We start from the raw sequence: 21,764 nt of genomic DNA on the forward strand, positions 1-21,764 counted from the left end.
GGGCCTGCTGCCGCCGCTCGAGCGGAGCCAGGCGCTGGAAGCGGCGGCGGTGGCGGCAATGGCCGGCATGCCCGACGCGCTGACCGGGCAGCCGCCTTTCCGGGCCCCGCATCATTCGGCGTCGGTGGCGGCGCTGGTGGGCGGGGGCGGGCGGCCGCGTCCCGGCGAAATCAGCCTGGCGCATCACGGCGTTCTCTTCCTCGACGAACTGCCCGAGTTCAGCCGCCGCTCGCTCGAGGCGCTGCGAGAGCCGCTGGAAGCGGGCAGGGTGGTCATCTCCCGGGCGCTGCACGCAGCGCAGTTCCCCGCACGTTTTCAGCTGGTCGCGGCAATGAATCCGTGTCCTTGCGGCTGGCGGGGCCATCCGGCGCGCGCGTGCGCCTGTACGCCGGATCAGGTAACGCGCTACGCGGGCAAAATCTCGGGTCCGCTGCTTGACCGGATCGACCTGCATGTTGCCCTTCCTCCCTCGGATCCCGCCTGGATGACCGCGCCGCCGGGCGAAGCGTCTCAGGCTGTCCGGGAGCGCGTCGTCCGTTGCCGCGAGCGTCAGCTTGCCCGGCAGGGCAAGATCAACGCGGCGCTGGCCGGGGCCGAGCTGGACGAGTTCTGCGTCATGGACGCCGACGCGCAGGCCCTGTTGCATCAAGCCATGCGGCGCCTGACCGGCTCCGCCCGGGCCATGCACCGCGCGCTCCGTGTGGCCCGCACGATCGCGGACCTGGGCGGCCAGACCGTGCTTGCGGCCAGCCACGTCGCGCAGGCGGTGCAGTACCGGCGGACAGGCGTATGATCCCCGCCTCCCGTCCCCGTTGTTCGCGGAGCACTCTCCGACTCGACAAAGTCCAGGAAATCACCATATAATCAAAGGCTTTTCCGGATGTGGGTAGCATTTTGTCCGCCTTCGGGAAAGATTCGCGAATCAACGATGCAGTTCAAAAGTCGTTGGTTGCGCCCCCCCAGAAGTGGCAACAGGTCTACAAGTTTTGGCGTCTTTGGCGTCAAGCACCTGGCGTCATGTAAATCAACAATGCGTGTTTTAGTTTAGGGAATCATCATGCCCAAGATGAAAACCAAGAAAAGCGCTTCCAAGCGCTTTAAGGTGCGCGGCAGCGGCTCCATCAAGCGTGGTCAGGCGTTCAAGCGTCACATCCTGACCAAGAAGACCACCAAGGCCAAGCGTCAACTGCGCGGCTCTGCAGCGGTTCATGACTCCAACGTGGCCTCCGTCAAGGCCATGATGCCTTTCGCTTGATCTAAGGGAGATCTACTATGCCTCGCGTCAAACGCGGCGTAACTGCCCGCGCACGTCACAAGAAAGTCATTGCCGCCGCCAAGGGTTACCGTGGCCGCCGCGGTAATGTGTTCCGTATTGCCAAGCAAGCAGTCATGCGCGCTGGCCAATACGCCTACCGCGACCGTCGTAACAAGAAGCGCACGTTCCGCGCTCTGTGGATCACGCGTATCAACGCGGCCGTCCGCGAGCATGGCGTCAGCTACAGCGTGTTCATCGCTGGCCTGAAGAAGGCTTCGATCGAACTCGACCGTAAGGTCCTGGCCGATCTGGCCGTGCGCGACAAGGCCGGCTTTGCCGCCATCGTGCAGCAAGCCAAGGCTGCCTTGGCTGCCTGATCGCGCGCTTTAACTCATCGCGCATCGCTGCAAACGGGGCTGTAATGGCCCCGTTTGCGTTTTGAAGGCTGGATTTCATGACTCGATTGGTTGACGACCTGGTAGACCAGGCGCAAGAACGGTTCGCCGCGGCCTCGGACGCCGCCGCACTTGAGAACGCAAAAGCTCGTTTCCTGGGCAAGGAAGGCGCCTTGACGGTGCTGCTCAAAGGCCTGGGCAAGCTCGATCCCGAGCAGAAGCGAGAAGCGGGCGCGCGAATCAACCAGGCCAAGCAGAAGATCGAAGAACTTCTGAACTCGCGCCGCGCCGAACTGGCGCAGGCGGAGCTGGACGCCCGTCTGGCATCCGAAACCATTGACGTCACTCTGCCGGGCCGCGGTCGCGCGCCGGGCGGCATCCATCCGGTGATCCGGACCTGGGAACGTGTGGAAGAGATCTTCCGTTCCATTGGCTTCGATGTGGCCGACGGCCCCGAAGTGGAAAACGACTGGACCAATTTCACCGCTTTGAACAACCCGCTGGACCATCCGGCGCGTTCCATGCAGGACACGTTCTACGTCGACATGAACGACGCGGACGGCCTGCCGCTGCTGCTGCGCACGCACACCAGCCCCATGCAGGTGCGTTACGCCCGCATGAACAAGCCGCCCATCAAGGTCATCGCGCCGGGGCGCACCTACCGCGTCGACAGCGACGCCACGCACTCGCCCATGTTCCACCAGGTGGAAGGGCTCTGGATCGCCGAGGACATCTCGTTTGCCGACCTGAAGGGCGTGTACACCGATTTCCTGCGTTGCTTCTTTGAAAGCGACGATCTGGTCGTGCGTTTCCGTCCGTCGTTCTTCCCGTTCACGGAACCGTCCGCCGAGATCGACATGATGTTCACCTCGGGTCCCAACCGCGGCCGCTGGCTGGAGATCTCCGGATCCGGCCAGGTGCATCCGCAGGTGGTGCGCAACTTCGGGCTGGATCCCGAGCGCTACATCGGCTTTGCCTTCGGCTCCGGGCTCGAGCGCTTGACCATGTTGCGCTACGGCGTCAACGATCTGCGCCAGTTCTACGAAGGCGATTTGCGCTTCCTGCGCCAGTTCAACGAATAACAGACGGCTGATCATGCAATTTCCCGAATCCTGGCTGCGTACGCTGGTCAATCCTCCGATCGCAACCGATGAACTCGCGCACCGGCTCACGATGGCCGGCCTGGAAGTCGAAGAAACCGAGCCCGCTGCTCCGGCATTCACCGGCGTGGTCGTCGCGCACATCGTCGAAATCGCGCCGCACCCTGACGCCGACAAGCTGCGCGTCTGCCAGGTCGACGACGGCTCCGGCGAACGCCTGCAGATCGTCTGCGGCGCGCCCAACGCCGCTGCCGGCCTGAAAGTGCCGCTCGCCCGCGTGGGCGCAGAATTGCCCGGCGGCATGAAGATCGGCGTCGCCAAGATGCGCGGCGTGCAGTCTTCCGGCATGCTGTGCTCGGCCCGCGAACTGGGTCTGTCGCAAGACCACGCGGGGCTCCTCGAGCTGCCCGCCGACATGGTCCCCGGCCAATCCATCCGCGAAGCGCTGGATCTGGACGACACGCTGTTCACGCTCAAACTGACGCCCAACCGGGCCGACTGCCTGTCGATCCTGGGCGTGGCGCGTGAAGTGGCCGCGCTGACCGGCGCGCCGCTGTCGGTGCCCACCGCGGCCGCCGTGCCTGTCTCGCTCGACGAGCGCCTGCCCGTCAAGATCGAGGCGCCCGACCTCTGCGGCCGTTTCGGCGGCCGCGTCATCCGCGGCGTGAACGCCCGCGCGGCGACGCCCGAATGGATGAAGACGCGCCTCGAGCGCGCCGGCCAACGCTCGCTGTCCGCGCTGGTCGATATCTCGAACTACGTCATGCTCGAACTGGGCCGTCCGTCGCATGTGTTCGATCTGGACAAGATCGGCGGCGACATCGCCGTGCGCTGGGCGCGTGAAGGCGAGACGCTAGAACTGCTGAACGGCCAGACCGTGACGCTGGACCCGAAGGTCGGTGTGGTCGTCGCTGGCGAGCAGGTCGAAAGCCTGGCCGGCATCATGGGCGGCGAAGCTACCTCGGTGACGCTGGACACGCAGAACATCTATCTCGAAGCCGCGTTCTGGTGGCCGCAAGCCATTGCCGGCCGCGCGCGCCGCTTCAAATTCAGCTCCGAAGCCAGCCACCGCTTCGAACGCGGCGTCGACTACGCCAGCATTCCCGAGCACATTGAATTCATCACCCGCCTCATCGTCGACATCTGCGGCGGCCAGGTCGGCCCCATCGACGACCAGATCGTCAATCTGCCCCAGCGTCCGCCGGTGCGCATGCGCCTGGCGCGCTGCCATCGCGTACTCGGCGTGCCGGTCACGCGCGAGCAGGTCGCCACGATCTTCGGCAGCCTGGGCCTGGACTACTCGGTCGAAGGCGACGACTTCATCGTCAACCCGCCGTCGTTCCGTTTCGACCTGGAAATCGAAGAAGACCTGATCGAGGAAGTGGCTCGCATCTACGGCTTCGAAAGCATTCCCGACGTGCCGCCGATGGCGCGCGCCAAGATGTTCTCGCAGCCCGAAGTGCGCCGCGGCGCGCATGCGCTGCGCCGCCTGACGGCTGCCCAGGACTACCAGGAAGTCGTCAACTACAGCTTCGTCGAAGCCGACTGGGAACGCGATTTCGCGGGCAACGACAACCCCGTGCGCCTCGTGAATCCGATCGCCAGCCATCTGTCGGTCATGCGTTCCAGCCTGATCGGCGGCCTGGTCGCCAACATCCGCCACAACGCCAACCGCAAGCAGTCGCGCGTGCGCCTGTTCGAACTGGGCCGCGTGTTTTTCCGCGATGCCTCGGCCCAAGACGGTCCGCTGCAAGTGGCCGGCGTGCGCCAGCCCATGAAGCTCGCGGGCGCCGCATGGGGCCCGGCAGTGGAAGAGCAGTGGGGCGTACCCACGCGCCACGTCGATTTCTTCGACGTGAAGATGGACGTCGAGTCGCTGTTCGGCGCACGCGGCCGCCGCCTGCGTTTCGAGGCAGCGGCGCATCCCGCCCTGCATCCCGGCCGTGGCGCGCGCGTCATGCTCGACGGCAAGCAGGTCGGCTGGATCGGCGAACTGCATCCGCGCTGGGCGCAGCAGGCAGACCTGGCGCACGCGCCGGTGGTGTTTGAACTGGACGTGGACGCATTGTCCGAAGGCGAATTGCCGCAGGTGCGCGAGCTCTCGCGCCAGCCCGTGGTGGTGCGCGACCTGGCGCTGTGGGTCGACGAGGACGTGACCGTACAGTCCATGCTTGACACCGTTGCCGCAGCCGTCAAGGCCGACGCGCAACTGGCTGTCGTGCAGGATGCGCGCGTGTTCGACGTGTGGCGTGACAAGGCGCAAGGCAGCGAGCCTGTCGCCGAGAAAAGCCTTGCGTTCCGTTTCTGGCTACAGGACACTGAGGTCACTTTGGACGAAGCCCGCGTGGCGGATTGCCTTGCGCGCATCAAGGAAGCCCTGGTTGCCGCGCACGGCGCGCGCCAACGTGGCTGAACATGGGGACCAGTATGCTTGCCGAGCAACGCACCCTCACCAAGGCTGAGCTGGCCGAACTGCTCTTCGAGCGGGTCGGCCTGAACAAGCGCGAAGCCAAGGACATCGTCGATACGTTCTTCGAGGAAATCCGCGACGCCCTGGCGCGCGGTGATTCCGTCAAGCTCTCGGGTTTCGGCAACTTCCAGGTGCGCGACAAACCGCCGCGCCCTGGCCGCAACCCCAAGACCGGAGAAACCATTCCCATCGCGGCGCGGCGCGTGGTCACGTTCCACGCCAGCCAGAAACTCAAGAGCGTGGTGGAGCAGGCCGTTCCCGCAGCACCGGAGGCCGCGGAGTGATACGCTTTGTCGGTAATTGTTATCGGCGCCCCACGCATCGCGCGCATAAAATCCGCTTATGACACGTACTGAATCCACCGTTACCCTACCGCCCATTCCCGCCAAGCGTTACTTCACCATCGGCGAAGTCAGCGACCTGTGTGGCGTCAAGCCTCATGTCTTGCGGTACTGGGAACAGGAATTCACGCAGCTCAAGCCCGTGAAGCGCCGCGGCAACCGCCGCTACTACCAGCATCACGAAGTGCTGCTCATCCGCCGCATCCGTTCGTTGCTTTACGAACAAGGCTTCACCATCAGCGGCGCGCGCAATCGCTTGGGCGACGCGCGCGACGTGCCGCACGATCAGGACGCCGCCGTGCGCCTGTCGGGCACCGAGATGCAGTCGTTGCGCAATGAACTCGGCAACGTGTCCGCGATGCTCGCCGACGCATTGGGCACCGCGGCCACTGCGCCCGCTGCCAGCAGCACGACGCACACGGCGCCTGCCGCCTGAACCGCTGTCACCGCGGTTCTTCGCTTGAAATCCAAAGCTTGATATCAGTACCCGCAGCGCGCGATGGCCTTCATGGCCGCGCGCCCTGCACAACGTAATGCCTTGCCGTAGTGCATTGCGCTTCGTGCGCGCCGGTTCATCACACGCAGTCTTGCGAACGGCGCACGCAAAGCGCAAAAATTTTTTCGAGTATTCAGCACTTTTTTTGCACCAATGCGTGCAAACATTTTTTAGTTCTGCTATACTCTTTTTCTTTCGGGGCGTAGCGCAGCCTGGTAGCGCACTTGCATGGGGTGCAAGGGGTCGCGAGTTCGAATCCCGCCGTCCCGACCAGTAGTTCCAAGGCCGTCAGTGAGAAATCACTGACGGCCTTTCTCATTTTGCGGGCCTTCAGGTTCTTGCATCTAGCCAGGTTCCCCAAATGGCGTGGTGCACGCGCGCTTCGTGGTGTACGCGCGCTTCGTGGTGCACGTGCGTTTCGTGGTGCACGTGCATTTCGTGCTGGCCCTTTCTACACAGCCTACAAAAACAGCAATGCGCCAGCCGCAACGGCTGTGGGCCCCAACGCACCCAGCAACAGTCCGCCAACGCTGATCGTCTCGTCCGAGAATCCGCGTTTCAGCAAAGCCACACCCGCAGGATTCGGCGCGTTCGCAATAACCGTCAGGCCGCCGCCCGCAACCGCGCCCGACACGAGCATGTATTTCGATTCGTCGGATATGCCATCGATCAACGAACCCAGGTAGGTCAACGCGGCATTGTCGGTGATCGCGGTGAGCGACAGAGATCCGAAGAACAACGCGAGCGGTTCCAGGCTCGAGACGATGGGCTGCAGCCACCAGCCCTGCATGCCTCCCAGGATGACCAGACCAGCCAGGAAGAACCCAACGAGCAACGCTTCTTTGATGATCAGCGGATTCTGATGCCGCTCGTATGCCTGGGTGTAACCCAGGAACAGCAGGAAGAGGCCTAGGAACGCGACAGGGTGGTGCGCTAGTGCCACGACCGCCGCCAGCACGGCCAGATGGACCAGAACAACGGAGAGCGGCACGGGCGGCCGTTCCGATCGGCCTACGCTTTCAGTCGGCAATTGCAGCAGATACTTGCGCACGATGAGTGTCGCAACAGTGGCGTTCACGATGACGGCAATCGCGGCTTTCCAGCCGAAGGTTGCCAGCATGAATGCGGAATCCCATTGCCAGGTTGCGGCCACCATCAAGACGGGAGGGGCGGCATAGGCCGTCAAGGTTCCCCCGATCGAGATGTTGACGAATAGCACGCCAAGCGCGAAGTACTTGGGAACAACGGGAATTGCAGGTCGGAACAGCTGCGGCGCCAGCATCAGCGCAGCGATTGTCATGGCGGCCGGTTCCGTAATCAGCGATCCCATCAGCGGTACCGCGGCCAGGCCCAGCCACGCCGTCGCGACGGAGGTGTGGAAGGGCACGTTCCTGGCGATGAAGTTGACTGCGGCCATGACAGTCTGGAGCACCGGGCGGGACGCCGCCACTACCATGACGACAAATACAAACAGCGGTTCGGTGTAATTGCGAGACTCGGCGTACGCGAGCGCTTCTGCGCCGCCCGCGGCCATCGCCATGATGATAAGCAGCACAAACGCCCAAAAGCCGAAGACGATTTCGACTTCGCCAAGAAGATGGAACAAACCGGCGTGGCGAGGGTAGCGGTGCGATAGCCGCTCGAACTGCTTGACGGTGAAAGTGTGGATCAGCGCCAGCGCAAAAATGATGGCGGCCGCAATGTCGAGGGCATGGGTGGTGCTGGTCTGCATGGACGTGGGGGTTCCGCGCGGCGGCCCGACCAGCGCTTTGACCTGCCAGCGCGAAGGAATACGCCTGACACCCAGTCAGGCAGTGTATCAAACTGAAGTGAACGGACAGTGCAATTCGAGAGGTCGATTTTGAAACTCATGGGCCTCCAGTCCGACCGCCACCGTGCTCAATCAATCGAACACCATTTTTGGGGTTTGCGGACCTGAAGATTTGTAAGCGACTGCTTGCGGACTGGAGCAGGGGCCGCAGCGGCGAGAGGGAGGGAGTGTGCGTTACCGCCCTCTGCTTGATCTAAAAGACAATCACGCCGCTGCGGTGTTCGTTCTGTAGCAAACCCCGTTCCCGACGGCGGCGGACACAATGCCTGCGGCGACGTCTTTAATCGAACGATTGTTGTATCAGCCGGCGGCGTTGCAGTTCAGCGAGGCGGGCTTCGGTTTCTTCGCGCCAGCCGGCTTCCCACGAGGCCAGTCTGGCGCGCCATATCGGTAGCGATTCGCCCGTATGGCCTGGCATGTTGGTTTCTTTCATGAGGGGGCAAGCGGAAAGCGGCACGCCATATCGGGCGGCTTCCTGGCCGGCTTTGTGGACGGGGTCATCCATTTTGCGCCTCCTGCAGGGAAAGGTCCTAAGCCGAAAGATGAGCGCGATCAGGATTCGTGTCCAGAAAAGTTACGCGAAGAAATAGCGGGATGGATCAGGCATGCGCCAACGTCCCCGCGTCGCCAATGCAATGCGCCCCGTTTCCCGGGGCGCCTTTAACTGCATCAAATGACCAGCAGCGACATGGCGCGCGGCACATAACGTGTCCGGATGCCGGGTGGGGCCTGGCCGCCGCCGGTGGCTTCCATCCATCCGGCTTCCCAGGCCTCGACTTTTCCGCGCCATTGCGAAATCGATTCGCCGGTGTGACCCGGCATGGCGGCGGCCCGGTAATACGGGCAGTCCCACAAGCTCAATCCGTCGCGGGCCGCTTGAGCGCCCAGCTTTTGGATGTCTTCGCGTTGCATGGCAATACCCTCCAAAAGTAGATGCACGGGACGCAAAGTATTCCGTAGGCATCTGCGATTTTCAATAGTCTGGGCGCATCAACCGAGGCGGTGCGGGTGTCATGCGGGCCGCGCATGTGAGCGTCCACGGACACCCTGCGCCTCGTCTGTTATGCGCGCAATTTCTCGGCTCTGTGCCTTTCGCGACCGCCCTGCGGCACACACAATTCCTGCTTCCCGCCGGCTTCAGGCGGATCTTGAGGATGTTTGGATGCGCTACCGCTATGTCACCGCCGATGTGTTCACCGGCCATGCCTATCAAGGCAATCCGCTGGCTGTTGTATTGGACGCGCAGGGGCTGGACACCCGCCAGATGCAGATGATCGCGCGCGAGTTCAATTATTCCGAAACCAGCTTCGTGATGCCGCCGCAAGACCGCGCCCACACGGCGCGTGTGCGCATCTTCACGCCGGATCGCGAGGTGCCGTTTGCCGGTCACCCGAATGTCGGCACGGCCGTCGTGCTGGCGCGCGAGCAGATCGCGGCAGGGCTGTCCGCGCCGCAAGACTTCGTATTTGAAGAAGAAGCTGGCCTGGTGCGGATTGCGTTGGCGTATGGCGAAGACGGGCTGCAGGGCGCGGAGCTGCGCGCGCCGCAGCCGCTGTCGCGCGGCAGCGAGGCGCCGTTGGATGCGGTGGCAAGCGCGCTGCGGCTGGATGCCGCGGACATTGACGTGTCGATGCACGCACCGATGGTGGCGTCGGTGGGCCTGCCGTTTCTGGTGGTGCAGCTTGCCAGCCGCGACGCGTTGCGGCGCGCGGTGCCGGACTCGGGCGGTTACGCGGCCCTGATGCCGCAGCTCGGCGCAAAGTCCATCTATGTCTACACCACCGACACGGCGGGCGAAGCGATGGACGCGCCCACCGATATCCAGGCGCGCATGCTCACCGGCCGGATGACCGAAGATCCCGCCACGGGTAGCGCGACAGCCGCGGTCACGGCGCTGCGGGCATCGCTGGCGGGCAATGGCGTTCTGCGGTTGCGGGTGGGGCAGGGCGTGGACATGGGGCGCGCAAGCTTGCTGCTGGCGCATGCCGAACCGCGCGAGGACGGCGTATGGGCAAGCGTGGCGGGGCAGGCCGTGGTGGTGATGGAAGGCACGCTGCCCGCACCCGTGGCGGACTGACGTCGGCGCGCGTTGCCGGCGCAACACGGCCTCGTGTATGCTGCTGCGCATGAACACATCGCATATCGCTGCCGCAACGCGCGCAGATTTCCGACGAATCACTCGACGTCTACGTTGAGTGGCTAGCCGTGTTCGGGCGCCGATTTTCCCGGCGCTTATTCCAGAAGGCCACGATACCCTCGTGGCTTTTTTGTTTGCCGTATTTCCACCGCCGAGGCGTGTCGCAAGGCCTTCATTCTTTCATCACAAGGAATGAAGCATGTCTCATCAAGACCTCGCCATCCGGCCTTTTCATCCGACCGACGAGACGGCGCTTATCGCGCTGTGGCATGCCTGCGGGTTGACGCGTCCGTGGAACGATCCGCGCAAGGACATCGCGCGCAAGTTGACGGTGCAGTCCGATCTGTTTCTGGTGGGTGTGCTGGGCGGCGAGATCGTGGCGACGCTGATGGGCGGCTACGACGGGCACCGCGGCTGGATCAACTATCTGGCCGTATCTCCCACCCATCGGCGGCGTCAGTTCGCCACGGCGCTGATGCGGGCCGTGGAGCGCAAGCTGCTGGAGATGGGATGTCCGAAAATCAATCTGCTGATCCGTTCGGACAACATCGCGGTAAAGCGTTTCTACGACAGCCTGGGGTTTCAGGAGGACGCGGTGGTCAGCATGGGCAAGCGTCTGATTCCGGATCTTTGAAGATGGCGGGTACGAAATACCCGCCTCGAATCATCGGCCTCAAATCGCCTGCGTCAAATACACGGCTTCGCGTCCGACGATCGGCATGCGCGTGGGCATGAAGATCGTGCACGCATCGCACGGGGAGCGGATTTCTTCCGTGCCGTTCATGGCGATCAGCTCGTCCTTGTCGAAGGTCTCGAAGCCGATCACGGGTCGCGTGAAGGTGAAGTCTTCGGACTTCACCATGTGGACCTCCAGCAGGCGATAGCGTTGCGGCGTGGGCGGGGGCGGCGTGCCGGCCGGGGTGTCGATGAGACCCAGATGCGCCAGAAAGCGCAGGGTGACGTCGGTGGCGAGCTCGGCGGCCGAGCGGGCGAAATGCTGGCCGCATTCGACGACGAGCGCGCCGCCACTGTTCGACAGCGGATCGCCGTGATGGCCGTAGCCCATGACGCCGGTGCCCGGAAACTTGTCTTGCGGCATGACCAGATGGACCTGCGGTGAGCCGACAGCCGCGGCCAGCGCGGTGTTGCGGTCCATCTCGTTGTAAACCCAGAACGGTTGCACGGGCGCGCGCGTGGAATGGATGTCCAGCACGAAGTCGGCGGCATCCAGGATGGGCCGCATTTCGCGGGCACGGCGCAGTTCGGGGCTGTCTTCCGCGCCGTCGAGCATGGCGGCGGACCAGATGCGATTCAGGTTGTGGACGAGCTGGCGATTGTCGTAAGGCCGGTCGATGTCGAAGGCCTCGTAGGCCTCGACGTGGGCAAAGCTGACTGTCAGTGTGCCGATCTTCGGGCGTACGCCGGTGTCTAGCAGATGGGTGGCGGCCACCATGCCACAGATCTCGTTGCCGTGCGTGATGGCGTTGATGAGCACGTGCGGCCCGGGCTTGCCCGATTCGAAGCGGTGCACGTAGGGAATGCCGGTGTTGCCCTCGCGGTAGGCAGAGAGGTCACGCGGCAGGACTTCCAGCGGAGCGGTATCAGGTTCGAAGGCAGGTATGGTCATGAGAGTTGGTTGAAGGTGGATGTTGAAGGCAAGGGGAGAAAACAGCGGTTTTGATCGCATTTTCGCGATCTTCAAGATGCCTCAGCACTAGGAGGATTAGTACGTTTTTACCCCTAAAAAACTTAGCTTTCCAAGCGTTTTTCTTTGGGGCATATTGCGGCCGGGCAGTCGGATTTCATAGGTGCAGCATGAGTGGGTGGCCACAGCGTCATATCAATGGTTTTCAAGTTCAGTGCGAAGTCGTGGACTTGAATACCGGCGTGTTGGCTATTGAAATACTTGTGAGCCGCAACGGCAACGAGACCGTTGCGCGGCGCTGGTCGCTGCCCCGCTTCGTGACCTTCAACGATCCCGTCAGTGCACGGCGCCATGCCGAACTGGTGCTCTCCGGCATCCTGTCCGTGGACGAGTACACCGGTGAACCCCGCTACGGAATTCTCTAGCGCTCGCTAGTGTTTTGTTTCGTTTATCACATTCGTCTGACTTGTCGGATCTGGAATGCCCGGTACAGTTGTCCCTGTATGACAACAAAAGGAGAGCTCCATGTTCGACACTTTTCCTGTTCTGCGCCGCACCGGCATGGCGATCGCGATTGGCGCCGCCGGTCTCGTTTTTGCGGGTTGCACGACGACCACGCCTAGCAAGTCGCCGGCCGCCTCGACGTCCGAGCAGCGGCAGTCGATGAACAGCGCGGCCAACGCGACCCTCGCCAAGCTTTATGAAGCGGCTCCCCAGTCCAAGGATCTGGTGGCGCGCGCCAAGGGCGTGCTGGTGTTTCCGGACGTGCTGAGCGGCAGCTTCATCGTGGGCGCCGAACATGGCAAGGGCGTGCTGCGCGTGGGCGGGCAGAATGCCGGCTACTACAGCACGACCGCGGGCTCGATCGGCTTCCAGGCCGGCGCGCAATCGAAGGCGATGATCCTGCTGTTCATGACGGATGATGCCTTGAACAAGTTCCGCAACAGCAGCGGCTGGACCGTTGGCGCGGACGCCACGGTGGCGGTGGTCAACATCGGCGCCAATGGCCGCATCGACACCAACACGGCTCAGCAACCGGTGGTGGGCTTTGTGATGAACAACGGTGGCCTGATGGCGGGCGTGTCGCTCGCGGGCACGAAGATCTCGAAGCTCGATCGCTGATCGGACAAGCGCCCAGTCAAAACGCCGCGGATTCTTCCGCGGCGTTTTGTTTTATGCGGGGCAGGTTGGACCCGCCCCGCGAGGTGTGCCGGCCGTTCAGCCGATCACGTTGTCGCTGTTGTTGCGCAGGGCTGCTTCGCGCTCGATCTCGGCTTGCTCGATGTGCGGATCCAGCCCGCGCCAGCGCAGGATGTGGCCGCGCTCTTCTTCGGGCTCCCAGCCCAACATGCCATAGCGCGTGATTTCGGTTTCGCCGCTGGCGAACTCCACTTCAAAGTAACCCTGACGATCGGGTAGCGAATTGCCGGGGAACCATTCGGTTTCGGGCATGGTTTGCTCCTTGCTAAGCGATGGGAGGGATGCTGACGCCGATCAGGAAAAGCCGGCGTCATGCGTTTTCATTGTGGGCCGGCCCCCGCAATCCCGCAAGCGCCGGATGGATACGAAATGCGGCGTCAGGCAAGCGGCACGGCGGTGGTGTAGAGCACCTGCTTGAGGGCAAAGCTGGAACGGATGCTGGCCACGCCGGGGATGCGTGTGATGTGTTCGACGATCAATCGTTCCAGCGCATCGACATCCGGCACGAGCGCACGGATCAGGTAGTCGGCGTCGCCGGACATCAGGTAGCACTCCATGATTTCGGGCAGCACCGCGATCTCGCGTTCAAACACGTCGAGCGCGGCCTTGCGCTGCTTGTCCAGCGAGATCTGGATGAAGACGTTGACCTTCAGACCCAGTTTGCGCGCATTCAGCAGCGTGACGCGCCGATCGATGAGGCCTTCGGTTTCCAGTCGCCGCACGCGCGCCAGGCACGGCGATGCAGACAGGTTTACGCGCGCGGCGAGCTCAACGTTAGTGAGCCGAGCGTCGCGTTGAAGTTCATTCAGGATGCGGATGTCGGTGGCATCCAGGTTGATTTCCGGCATAAGTGACCTTCAAGCGGCAGGTTGGCAGTGCATCTGTGCTGAGTATGCCGGGTATCGACGAAGAAAGCGGTTAAAAATGCTGGGGTTTACCCTATAGACTGTTCCGTCCTTCGGTCATAAGGCCGAAATGCAGAATAATCGGCGGCAGAGCAGGGTGGTAATGAGTCAGCACGGAAGTCTTCGCAAGTTCCTCCCGCTCGCGGGTGCGGTTGCCATCTGGGGCGGAAATTGGCCCGTCATGAAGCTGGGGCTTGCGCACATGAGCCCGTTGTGGCTGGCCGCCAGCCGATTCGGATCCGCCGCGCTGATCAGCGTGCTGGTGCTTGCGGCGCTGGGGCGCCTGCGCTTGCCTACGCGTCAGGAATGGCCGCTGGTGGCGGGCGTGGCATTGCTGCAGATGGGCGCGTTCACGGCGTTGGCACTTTGGGCCCTTCAATACGTGGCGCCTGGCCGCGCCTCCGTCATTGCCTATGCGACATCCATCTGGGTGATTCCCTTGTCATCGATGATCTTGAAGGAACGCCTCTCAATGGGCCAATGGCTGGCGACGGCGCTCAGCTACGCGGGCATCGGCGTCATCGTCGCGCCCGCATTCAGCCCATGGCAGGCGCATACCGTCATCGGTCTGGTGATGCTGTTGGGCGCGTCGTTTGCCTGGGCCTGCAACATCATCCAGTTGCGCGCCAACCGCCATGTGCGGCTCGGCGCCGACATGATTCCCTGGCAAACCGCGATGGCCACGATCCCGCTTGCCGCGCTGGCATGGCTGCGCGACGGCGCGCCGACCTTTCTGGGCGATGCGCAAGCCTGGCCGCTGATCCTGTACACCGGGCCGCTTGCCACGGCGCTGACGTTCATCGTCGTGCTGGGCATGACGCAGAAGCTGCCGCCGGCCGCGACCTCCATCGCGATGCTGTGCGTGCCGGTGATCGGTTTGATCGTGTCGTCCGTCGTGTTCCACGAACGCATCTCGGCAGACCTGGCGCTTGGACTTGCGCTGATCGCCGCCAGCGTCGCGGCTTCCGCGCTGGCCACGCGTCTGCGGCGGCCGCTTGCGCTGCGTCCGTCCTAGAACGCACTAGAATGGCGTGCGCCGGAAATGGTCCCGGCCGGTGATGCGGAACGCGCTGCAGATATGGACTCGTTATATGTAGTGGTCGTACTGGGGGCAATGGCCGCGGGCTTTGTGCAAGGCCTGTCGGGCTTTGGCTTCGGCATGGTGGCCATGTCGTTCTGGGCCTGGACCATTGACCCGCGGCTTGCTGCGGCGATGGCCGTGTTCGGCGCATTGACCGGGCAGTTGCTGGCGGCTTTCACTGTGCGCCGCGGCTTTGCCATGGCGCATCTGCTGCCGTTCGTTGTCGGCGGATTGCTCGGCATTCCGCTCGGCGTGAAAGTGCTGCCGCATCTGGACCCGGTGGTGTTCAAGGCCTTCATCGGCGGACTGCTCGCCATCTGGTGTCCGATCATGCTGTTCGCCGCGCGCATGCCGCGCATCACGGTGGGCGGCAAGGTGGCCGATGGCGTGGCCGGCGCGATCGGCGGCGTCATGGGCGGGTTGGGCGGTTTCACCGGCGTGATTCCCACGCTGTGGTGCACCTTGCGCGGCTTCGATCGCGATGTGCAGCGCGCGGTGATCCAGAACTTCAATTTATCGATGCTGGCGGTGACGATGGCCAGTTATGTACTGACCGGTGTCGTCACGCGCGACATGTTGCCGCTGTTTGCACTGATTGTGCCCGCAATGCTGGTGCCGACGATATGGGGCACGCGTGTCTATGTGGGCATCAGCGACGTCGCGTTTCGCCGTGTGGTGCTGGGCTTGTTGACGATATCCGGCATCGCGTTGCTTGCGTCGTCAGTGCCCCGCCTGCTGGCCTGAGTGCCTCCGCCTGAGGGGCGGAAAGGGCTTGACGGCCATGCTATCGTTGACAAATTCAAGAGAGAATCACGCATGGCATTGCATCGTTTCGAAAAGGGCGAACTGGGACATTGGCTACGCGTCGTGGCCGACAACAACGAGCCCGGCGCGGTCCAGACCGAAGTGCCCGCGCACGTCGCGCAGGCGCTGGAAACCTTGCGCTGCATTGAATCCGGCGCCGATGGCCGCTGGATCGTCACCGACAAGGGCAGGCTCTCGCTGCGTATGGAAGAGCCGGGCGCCATCCATTTGCGCTAAGCCATTTGCGGTCTTCGCGGCGGTACGACAATCGCCCGATTACGCAGTTCGCCAAATCCGTCATTCGAACAGCCGCAGCAAAGTACTGCATGGTTGCGAATGTTTTCGCAGTATTTCGTGCGGGATGCCATCCCTACAGTGCGGCAAGGCATATCCTGAGACGGAATGTGGGAATTGACATCTTTCGGACGTATCCCACCCTGCGTCCGACCAGTAAGATGAACTTTGCGTGACGGATGCAGGTCTATTGTTTTGCGCAGGTGATTTTGTCCTGTTGCACGTCACGCGTGGTTCGCGCGTTTAGGTAACCGACTGGGAGGTAGCACATGCAGCATCGTGACCAGGAAGTACTGATCGACGTTTCCACAGCGGCCATGGATACCGGCGGATATGGCGTACTGCTGACGGTTACGGCTGAGGGCGGCACCGAAGTGGATGCCGCGTTTTCCCACTTGGGCAACTGCGCTTCGTTGGACGAAGCACGTGATCGCGCGGAAATCTTCGCGCAAAACTGGGTAGAGGAAAATATCTTCCGATAGGGCTTGTACCCTGGACGGAGCTGATCGGCACGACCGGTCTGTGTGTGCATGAGCACGTGGCGCATACCTTCGAGATGGCGACGACGATTTCGGTTATCGTTGCTGCTCCAAAACCTGGGGCCCTCGTCGGGTAAGCGTCGTTCCAAGATGACTGCCGCACAGACCAATTCCTCTCTAGCGGATGATATCCGCGCGCTGCGGGCGCATTTTGATTCGGTCGTGTTGCCCATGTGGCTGGGCCGCGGTTTCAACGAAACGCTCGGCCTGCCTTACGAATCTCTGAATTCCGCCAGCGGTGAACCGTTGCCACCATCGCGTTATCGCGCGATGGCTTGTGCGCGCCAGTTGTATGTTTTTGCGCAGGCACCCGGCGAGGCGGCTGCGCAGCACGCGGACCGGTTGTTCGAATCCCTGCGGCGCGTGTTCCAGGACGAGCACGGCGGTTGGCGATACAGCGTCAACGCGGCGGGTCAGCCGCTGGACGATACGCAGGATCTGTACACGCACGCGTTCATCGTGCTGGCCGCTTCCGCCTATTTCCGGCGTAGCCGCAACGCGCAGGCGCGCAAACTGATGCTGGCCACGGCGCGCACGATCGAGGCGCGTTTCAAGACCACCGATTCGCTGTATCACGCGGCGCTCAGCGCGGACTTCTCGCAGCCGCTGAAACCGCCGGCGCAGAATCCGATGATGCATTTGACCGAAGCCTATCTGGCGGCGGCGCAGGTTGCCGAGCCCGCCTGGTTTGCGCAGCAACTGCGCGAACTGGCGCAAGGCATCAGTCAGTTCTTCGTGCATGCGCCGACGCAATGCATATCGGAAGCGTTGCAGGGCAGCGCTGCAAACCGGCTGGAACCCGGCCATCAATTCGAATGGCTGTCTCTCGTGCACGAGTCGGCGCAGGTGTTCGAAGGTCTGGACCTTGTAGAGTCCCTGCCGCGCGCAGTGCAGTGGTCGCGTGATCATGGCGTCGATGCGGCGGGCGTGCTCGCCTCGCTGGACGAGTCCGGCAAGGTTGCGGACGATACCCGCCGAATCTGGGCGCAGACGGAATATCTGAGGGCCCTGGCGGTGATGGGCGATCTACCCGCGCTGCAACCGGCGCTGGCAAATTTCCGCAGCCGCTTCCTGCATGCCGCAGGCTGGAACGAATGCCTGGATACAAACGGAAACGTGATACGCGCGGACATGCCCTCCACATCCCCCTATCACCTAGCAACATGTTTGGCGGCGTTACAAAACGTTGTTTGCTAATCACGTTAACAATTTAGTTTCCCCTATGAAGGCGATTTAATAGAAAGACATTGGTGAAATCCCTTACAATTTGCTAACACTGTTTGTGGGGAAGCATCAATGAGCGTTATGTGTTTGGCTTGCCAACGCATTAATCCAGGACTTGCAGGCGTAGCGCCGCATTCGCACCTGGGACATCAAGGATTTACCAACCCAACGCAGAAAGGCCGGGAGGAAAGCCGCGAAGACCACTTCCGCTGCCTGAATTGCGGCGCGAAATGGCTGCGCGAGACCGACAAATGGGGCGTGGATCTGGGCTTCAAGCTCGCGCCCTGATCGGATTTCACCGGCACTCGTACGACACGGGCCCCTTTATGGGGCCCGTTGCTTTTGGGGCGGAATTCGGCGTACGGAAAGGTAAGGACGATAGCCGGCGCGGCGCGATGCACGGGTCCTTCAAGAAGGGGCGCGCGCCGCCATGACATCGGGATCGCGGCTGGCGGTCTCCAGCAGCCATTGGCGGAAACAGGCGAGGGCGTAGTGATCGCGCCGCTGTGCGGGAGCGCACAGGTGATAACCGCGGTCGATGCGGATGACCAGTTCCGGAAAGGGCGCGGCGACACGGCCGGCCTGCAGTTCGTCCCGGACCAGGCAGCGTTGCAGCACCGCGATGCCCATGTCGGCCATCACCGCGCGTATCAGGATGGATACCTGATCAAACCCGTTCGACAGCACGACGCTGCCGCGCGGTACGCCAGCCGCGCTGAACCATTGCGACCAGTTTTCCTGGCCGTTGGTGTGAAACAGCAGCGGCTCGCCCAGCAACCCCTGCGGCGTGCTCCACAAGCCCTGGGCGTGACGTTTCGCCAGTCGCTCCGGATGGCAGATCACCACCATCTCGCGACCGATGACGTAGTCCGCGTGCCAGTTGGGCCACTGCGCCGGCGTGCCGGACAGGATGCTGGCATCCGGCGTGGCGCCGGAAAAATCTTCGTTGCGGCGGTAAGCCGAGAAGCCGAGCTGGATGTCGGGGTGGCGCTGGTGGAAGTCCGGCAGGCGCGGCACAAGCCACGCGCTGGCCAGCGTCGGAACAGAAGAAAGCGTCAAGCGCAGCCGCCGGTCGTCGGCGCGTAATTCCGTGCTGAGCGTTTCGATCGCCTGCAGCGGCGCCTGAGCGCCATCGTAGAGCTTGCGGCCGGTCTCGGTCAGCGTGAGGCCGTGCGCATTTCTGTGCATGAGGGGCTGGCCGAAGTGCGCCTCCAGGCGCGAGATGGCACGGCTGATGGCACCCTGCGTGACGCACAGCACTTGCGCAGCCTGCGTGAAGCTGCCCAGCCTGGCCGCCGTCACGAAGGCATGCAGCTCGGACATCGACGGCGAATGCAGACGCATCTAGCATGATCTTTGGTAATGAAGGAGTGCAATATAGTCGTTTGAAAGGGGATCGTAAAGTTTGGACACTGGCGGCCTTCAGAACAACAACCCAGGAGTCGCCTCATGTCCCGCCGTCTTTTTGGCCGGTCCGCGCGCTTTGCGCTCGCCGGCATGTTTGCCACGTTGTCCTTCTGCGGTATCGCGCATGCCGCCGACTATCCCGCGCGTCCGATCAAGCTGGTGGTGCCGTTCGCCGCGGGCGGTTCGACGGACATCGTGGCCCGCCTGGTGGCTGAGTACGCAGGGCGTGATCTGAAGCAGACCATCGTGGTCGAGAACAAGGCTGGCGCCGGCGGATCGCTGGGCATGGAACAGGTGGCGCGGTCGACGCCGGACGGCTACACCATCGGCATGGCGACCATGAGCACGCACGGGTCGAATCCGGCCGTGTTCCGCAAGATGAACTATGACCCCGTCAAGGATTTCGTGCCGGTGGCCAATGTGCTGGCCGTGCCGAGCATCTTTGCGATCAATCCGAACATTCCGGCCAGGAACATGGCTGACTTCGTGGCGCTGGCCAAAGGCGCGCCCGAGCGCTACAGCTTCGCGTCGCCGGGCGTGGGCTCGCTGGGACACGTGAACATCGAGAATTTCATGATGCTGTCCGGCATCAAGCTGCTGCACGTGCCTTACCGGGGCGCGGGTCCGGCGTTGAACGACGTGATGGGCGGGCAAGTGGATGCGATCACGGACAATCTGTCGTCGACGTTGCCGCAGGTGCTGGGCGGCAAGCTGCGTCCGCTGGCCGTGCTAGGCGCCGAACGTTCGCCGTTGCTGCCCGACGTGCCCACGTATATCGAACTTGGCTATCCCGACATGGGCACGGGCGGCTGGTTCGGTCTGGTGGCGCCTGCCGGCACCCCGCAAGCGGTGGTGGAGCGTCTGAACAAGGCCGTTCGCGTGGCGATGGAAGACCCGGAATTCCGCAAGAAGGCCGAAGACGTGGGTGGTACGCTGATGCCCACGACGCCGCAAGAATTCCAGGTGCAGATCGACCAGGCTTTGGCCCGCTATGCAAAAGTGGCCAAGACCGCCAACATCCAGGCTGATTGACGATGACGACCGCCGACTTCCCCGCTGTTTCCGTTCATGAACCCATCGGCCCCGCGTTGCCGCTGGTCTGTGATTCGCCGCATAGCGGCGAGCGTTATCCCGACGATTTCGGGGCCTCGGCCACGCTGGCGCAGTTGCGCCAGGGCGAGGACACGCACGTGGACGCGTTGTGGTCGGCGGCGCCCGCACTGGGCGCCACGCTGGTGGCGGCCAATTTCCCGCGCGTCTACATCGACCCGAATCGCACCTTGCAGGATCTGGATCCGGAACTGCTGGCCGAGCCGTGGCCCGAACCGCTGGATCCCGGCGAGAAGACGCGGCTGGGCAAGGGCCTGATCTGGCGGCGCATGGACAAGGCCACGCCGATCTATGACCGCAAGCTGACGCTGGCGCAGGTGCGCCATCGGATCCGGGCGTACTACGAGCCTTATCACGCGGCGCTGGCCAAGGCGATCCGGCACGTCGAGGAACGTTTTGGCGCCGTGTGGCACCTCAATCTGCATTCCATGCCGAACGATGCCTACGAGCGGCTTGGACGGCACAGCGAGCATCCCCTCGCGGACTTTGTGCTGGGCGATCGGGACGGCACGACGTGCGAGCCCGAGTTCATTGCATTGATCGAGACGGCGCTGCGCGACAAGGGCTACACCGTGGCGCGCAACGATCCGTACAAGGGCGTGCAACTCATCGCGCAGATCGGCCAGCCAGCGTTGAACCGGCACAGCCTGCAAGTCGAGATCCGGCGTCCGCTTTACATGGACGAGGCAACGCGCGAACGCAATGCCGGCTTCGATTCGCTGCGCGCGGATCTGTCGGACGTGCTGGAGCAGGTGGCGGCCTTCGTACGGGTACGCGCACAGGCGATCGCGTCGACAAAATAGTGTCGCTTGCATAACGGCGCGCGGACCGGCATTTTGCGGTGGTGTCGCCCTTAAGTTTCCTTGCCGCAGGCCGTTGTGCAACGTGTCGGTGCGCCCGCATGAACGCGCCCAAGGAAACCGCAATGTCCGAGAAGATCATCAATGGATTTTCAGTGGTCGCGTATGCGACCCAGCCCGAGGGGCGCATCCCTCCGCGTGCGTTTCTGGAGACGCGGCGTCTGCCCGTGAAGGCTGCCCCGCCTGCGAACACTGCCGCAGCGGCGACAAGCGTCGAAGATGCTGAGCCCGCCGCCGAGCAGGCCGCGCTGGAGCCCGAAAGCCTGGCGTTCGAGATCTTCGTAAGCCGGCGTTTTCGCAGCACGATCGAAGCGATGTCGGCTGCGCGCAACGCGCTGGACCGCGTGAAGTCCGTTGATGCGGACGGCGTGCCGGACCCGTTGCCTGAGTAGTTTCTCGCGTCGTTTCCCGAGCCGTCGCACGAGCCGTCGCACGAGTCGCTGCACGATTAGACGTGCACGCGCCGGGGCCCGCTCCCATATTGTTATCCCGACTTTGTATTTGTCGAACGCCTGAGCCCAGGCCGATGATGCTCCCTGGCAATCGTCGCCATTCTGGGTCTCTCAAAAGGAAGGTTGATGAATACGAAAGTCCATTCGCGCGCCGCTGCGGCGCACGGGATCTCTCGCCGCGCGCTGTTGCGCGCGGCCGGCGCCGCGAGCTTGGCCGC

Annotated in this window: 28 protein-coding genes and 1 tRNA gene; 21 read left to right on the top strand and 8 right to left on the bottom strand. The window is 63.2% G+C overall.

Annotation, left to right across the window (positions count from 1 at the left end; translation table 11 throughout):
- From B3446_RS13405 to B3446_RS13435, 7 genes are all read left to right on the top strand, one after another.
- A partial coding sequence (locus tag B3446_RS13405) for an ATP-binding protein (protein ID WP_291381699.1) occupies positions 1 to 793 on the top strand: 793 nt, incomplete at its 5' end.
- 264 nt (positions 794 to 1,057) lie between these two features.
- Positions 1,058 to 1,255: a 50S ribosomal protein L35 gene (gene rpmI, locus B3446_RS13410; RefSeq protein ID WP_008159912.1), complete on the top strand. Its 198-nt coding sequence runs from the start codon at positions 1,058 to 1,060 to the stop codon at positions 1,253 to 1,255.
- 17 nt (positions 1,256 to 1,272) lie between these two features.
- A complete protein-coding gene (rplT, locus tag B3446_RS13415) occupies positions 1,273 to 1,632 on the top strand; it encodes a 50S ribosomal protein L20 (protein ID WP_006218741.1) in 360 nt (119 codons plus the stop codon).
- A 77-nt stretch (positions 1,633 to 1,709) separates the two neighbouring features.
- Positions 1,710 to 2,732, top strand: coding sequence for a phenylalanine--tRNA ligase subunit alpha (gene pheS / locus B3446_RS13420; protein WP_175124022.1), 1,023 nt, complete (start codon positions 1,710 to 1,712; stop codon positions 2,730 to 2,732).
- Positions 2,733 to 2,745: 13 nt separating this feature from the next.
- Entirely contained in the window at positions 2,746 to 5,163 is a 2,418-nt protein-coding gene (pheT, locus tag B3446_RS13425) for a phenylalanine--tRNA ligase subunit beta (protein WP_291381722.1), read from the top strand.
- A gap of 2 nt (positions 5,164 to 5,165) precedes the next feature.
- Positions 5,166 to 5,504: an integration host factor subunit alpha gene (locus B3446_RS13430; protein WP_082579019.1), complete on the top strand. Its 339-nt coding sequence runs from the start codon at positions 5,166 to 5,168 to the stop codon at positions 5,502 to 5,504.
- A 58-nt stretch (positions 5,505 to 5,562) separates the two neighbouring features.
- A complete protein-coding gene (locus tag B3446_RS13435) occupies positions 5,563 to 5,997 on the top strand; it encodes a MerR family transcriptional regulator (RefSeq protein WP_291381726.1) in 435 nt (144 codons plus the stop codon).
- Between the two features lie 44 nt (positions 5,998 to 6,041).
- Here the strand turns inward: B3446_RS13435 and B3446_RS13440 are convergent, their stop codons facing one another.
- Entirely contained in the window at positions 6,042 to 6,224 is a 183-nt protein-coding gene (locus B3446_RS13440) for a hypothetical protein (RefSeq protein WP_291381728.1), read from the bottom strand.
- 29 nt (positions 6,225 to 6,253) lie between these two features.
- Between B3446_RS13440 and B3446_RS13445 the strand changes: the two genes are divergently transcribed.
- A tRNA-Pro gene (locus B3446_RS13445) sits at positions 6,254 to 6,330 on the top strand.
- A 187-nt stretch (positions 6,331 to 6,517) separates the two neighbouring features.
- Here the strand turns inward: B3446_RS13445 and B3446_RS13450 are convergent.
- The 3 genes from B3446_RS13450 to B3446_RS13460 all read right to left on the bottom strand — a co-directional run bounded on the left by B3446_RS13450 (position 6,518) and on the right by B3446_RS13460 (position 8,800).
- Entirely contained in the window at positions 6,518 to 7,789 is a 1,272-nt protein-coding gene (locus B3446_RS13450; protein ID WP_291381730.1) for a putative Na+/H+ antiporter, read from the bottom strand.
- 379 nt (positions 7,790 to 8,168) lie between these two features.
- On the bottom strand, positions 8,169 to 8,393 hold the full coding sequence (locus tag B3446_RS13455; protein ID WP_175124027.1) for a CrpP-related protein: 225 nt from the start codon (positions 8,391 to 8,393) through the stop codon (positions 8,169 to 8,171).
- Between the two features lie 164 nt (positions 8,394 to 8,557).
- Entirely contained in the window at positions 8,558 to 8,800 is a 243-nt protein-coding gene (locus B3446_RS13460; protein WP_291381732.1) for a CrpP-related protein, read from the bottom strand.
- Between the two features lie 250 nt (positions 8,801 to 9,050).
- On the opposite strand from B3446_RS13460, the gene B3446_RS13465 reads away from it, so the two are divergent.
- Complete coding sequence (locus tag B3446_RS13465) at positions 9,051 to 9,965, top strand: PhzF family phenazine biosynthesis protein (RefSeq protein ID WP_291381734.1); 915 nt, start codon at positions 9,051 to 9,053, stop codon at positions 9,963 to 9,965.
- Positions 9,966 to 10,224: 259 nt separating this feature from the next.
- Positions 10,225 to 10,659: a GNAT family acetyltransferase gene (locus B3446_RS13470; protein ID WP_291381737.1), complete on the top strand. Its 435-nt coding sequence runs from the start codon at positions 10,225 to 10,227 to the stop codon at positions 10,657 to 10,659.
- A gap of 39 nt (positions 10,660 to 10,698) precedes the next feature.
- Here the strand turns inward: B3446_RS13470 and B3446_RS13475 are convergent, their stop codons facing one another.
- Complete coding sequence (locus tag B3446_RS13475; RefSeq protein WP_291381739.1) at positions 10,699 to 11,652, bottom strand: succinylglutamate desuccinylase/aspartoacylase domain-containing protein; 954 nt, start codon at positions 11,650 to 11,652, stop codon at positions 10,699 to 10,701.
- A gap of 248 nt (positions 11,653 to 11,900) precedes the next feature.
- On the opposite strand from B3446_RS13475, the gene B3446_RS13480 reads away from it, so the two are divergent.
- Together B3446_RS13480 and B3446_RS13485 are read left to right on the top strand one after the other, a co-directional pair.
- Positions 11,901 to 12,095, top strand: a complete 195-nt coding sequence (locus B3446_RS13480; RefSeq protein WP_291381741.1) for a hypothetical protein — start codon at positions 11,901 to 11,903, stop codon at positions 12,093 to 12,095.
- A 100-nt stretch (positions 12,096 to 12,195) separates the two neighbouring features.
- The gene (locus tag B3446_RS13485) at positions 12,196 to 12,792 is read left to right on the top strand and encodes a BPSL1445 family SYLF domain-containing lipoprotein (protein WP_175124033.1); all 597 of its coding nucleotides are present in this window, start codon (positions 12,196 to 12,198) and stop codon (positions 12,790 to 12,792) included.
- Positions 12,793 to 12,888: 96 nt separating this feature from the next.
- Here the strand turns inward: B3446_RS13485 and B3446_RS13490 are convergent, their stop codons facing one another.
- Together B3446_RS13490 and B3446_RS13495 are read right to left on the bottom strand one after the other, a co-directional pair.
- The gene (locus tag B3446_RS13490) at positions 12,889 to 13,122 is read right to left on the bottom strand and encodes a hypothetical protein (protein WP_175124034.1); all 234 of its coding nucleotides are present in this window, start codon (positions 13,120 to 13,122) and stop codon (positions 12,889 to 12,891) included.
- A gap of 125 nt (positions 13,123 to 13,247) precedes the next feature.
- Positions 13,248 to 13,718 (bottom strand): Lrp/AsnC family transcriptional regulator, encoded by a 471-nt coding sequence (locus tag B3446_RS13495; protein ID WP_006226939.1) that lies wholly within the window; start codon positions 13,716 to 13,718, stop codon positions 13,248 to 13,250.
- Positions 13,719 to 13,878: 160 nt separating this feature from the next.
- On the opposite strand from B3446_RS13495, the gene B3446_RS13500 reads away from it, so the two are divergent.
- From B3446_RS13500 to B3446_RS13525, 6 genes are all read left to right on the top strand, one after another.
- Positions 13,879 to 14,790: a DMT family transporter gene (locus B3446_RS13500; RefSeq protein ID WP_175124035.1), complete on the top strand. Its 912-nt coding sequence runs from the start codon at positions 13,879 to 13,881 to the stop codon at positions 14,788 to 14,790.
- A gap of 63 nt (positions 14,791 to 14,853) precedes the next feature.
- Positions 14,854 to 15,600, top strand: coding sequence for a sulfite exporter TauE/SafE family protein (locus tag B3446_RS13505; protein WP_175124036.1), 747 nt, complete (start codon positions 14,854 to 14,856; stop codon positions 15,598 to 15,600).
- Between the two features lie 72 nt (positions 15,601 to 15,672).
- Positions 15,673 to 15,897 carry a hypothetical protein gene (locus B3446_RS13510; protein ID WP_291381747.1) on the top strand — a complete coding sequence of 75 codons (225 nt, stop codon included), beginning with the start codon at positions 15,673 to 15,675 and terminating at the stop codon, positions 15,895 to 15,897.
- A gap of 326 nt (positions 15,898 to 16,223) precedes the next feature.
- Positions 16,224 to 16,436: a hypothetical protein gene (locus tag B3446_RS13515; RefSeq protein WP_006218759.1), complete on the top strand. Its 213-nt coding sequence runs from the start codon at positions 16,224 to 16,226 to the stop codon at positions 16,434 to 16,436.
- Positions 16,437 to 16,583: 147 nt separating this feature from the next.
- Positions 16,584 to 17,690, top strand: a complete 1,107-nt coding sequence (locus tag B3446_RS13520) for an AGE family epimerase/isomerase (RefSeq protein WP_291381775.1) — start codon at positions 16,584 to 16,586, stop codon at positions 17,688 to 17,690.
- 99 nt (positions 17,691 to 17,789) lie between these two features.
- Positions 17,790 to 18,005, top strand: coding sequence for a hypothetical protein (locus tag B3446_RS13525; RefSeq protein WP_006388022.1), 216 nt, complete (start codon positions 17,790 to 17,792; stop codon positions 18,003 to 18,005).
- Positions 18,006 to 18,125: 120 nt separating this feature from the next.
- On the opposite strand, the gene B3446_RS13530 is transcribed toward B3446_RS13525, so the two are convergent.
- Entirely contained in the window at positions 18,126 to 19,061 is a 936-nt protein-coding gene (locus B3446_RS13530; protein WP_291381779.1) for a LysR substrate-binding domain-containing protein, read from the bottom strand.
- A gap of 105 nt (positions 19,062 to 19,166) precedes the next feature.
- Here B3446_RS13530 and B3446_RS13535 point away from each other — a divergent pair, with 105 nt between their 5' ends.
- The 3 genes from B3446_RS13535 (at position 19,167) to B3446_RS13545 (ending at position 21,486) form a co-directional block, all read left to right on the top strand.
- Positions 19,167 to 20,156 (top strand): Bug family tripartite tricarboxylate transporter substrate binding protein, encoded by a 990-nt coding sequence (locus B3446_RS13535; RefSeq protein ID WP_291381781.1) that lies wholly within the window; start codon positions 19,167 to 19,169, stop codon positions 20,154 to 20,156.
- Between the two features lie 2 nt (positions 20,157 to 20,158).
- On the top strand, positions 20,159 to 21,037 hold the full coding sequence (locus B3446_RS13540) for an N-formylglutamate amidohydrolase (RefSeq protein WP_291381783.1): 879 nt from the start codon (positions 20,159 to 20,161) through the stop codon (positions 21,035 to 21,037).
- A 122-nt stretch (positions 21,038 to 21,159) separates the two neighbouring features.
- Positions 21,160 to 21,486, top strand: a complete 327-nt coding sequence (locus B3446_RS13545; protein WP_291381785.1) for a hypothetical protein — start codon at positions 21,160 to 21,162, stop codon at positions 21,484 to 21,486.
- Positions 21,487 to 21,764 lie beyond the last annotated feature (278 nt).

The sequence above is a fragment of the Achromobacter sp. UBA5777 genome, from assembly GCF_002418565.1.
GTDB classification, from domain to species: domain Bacteria; phylum Pseudomonadota; class Gammaproteobacteria; order Burkholderiales; family Burkholderiaceae_B; genus Achromobacter; species Achromobacter animicus.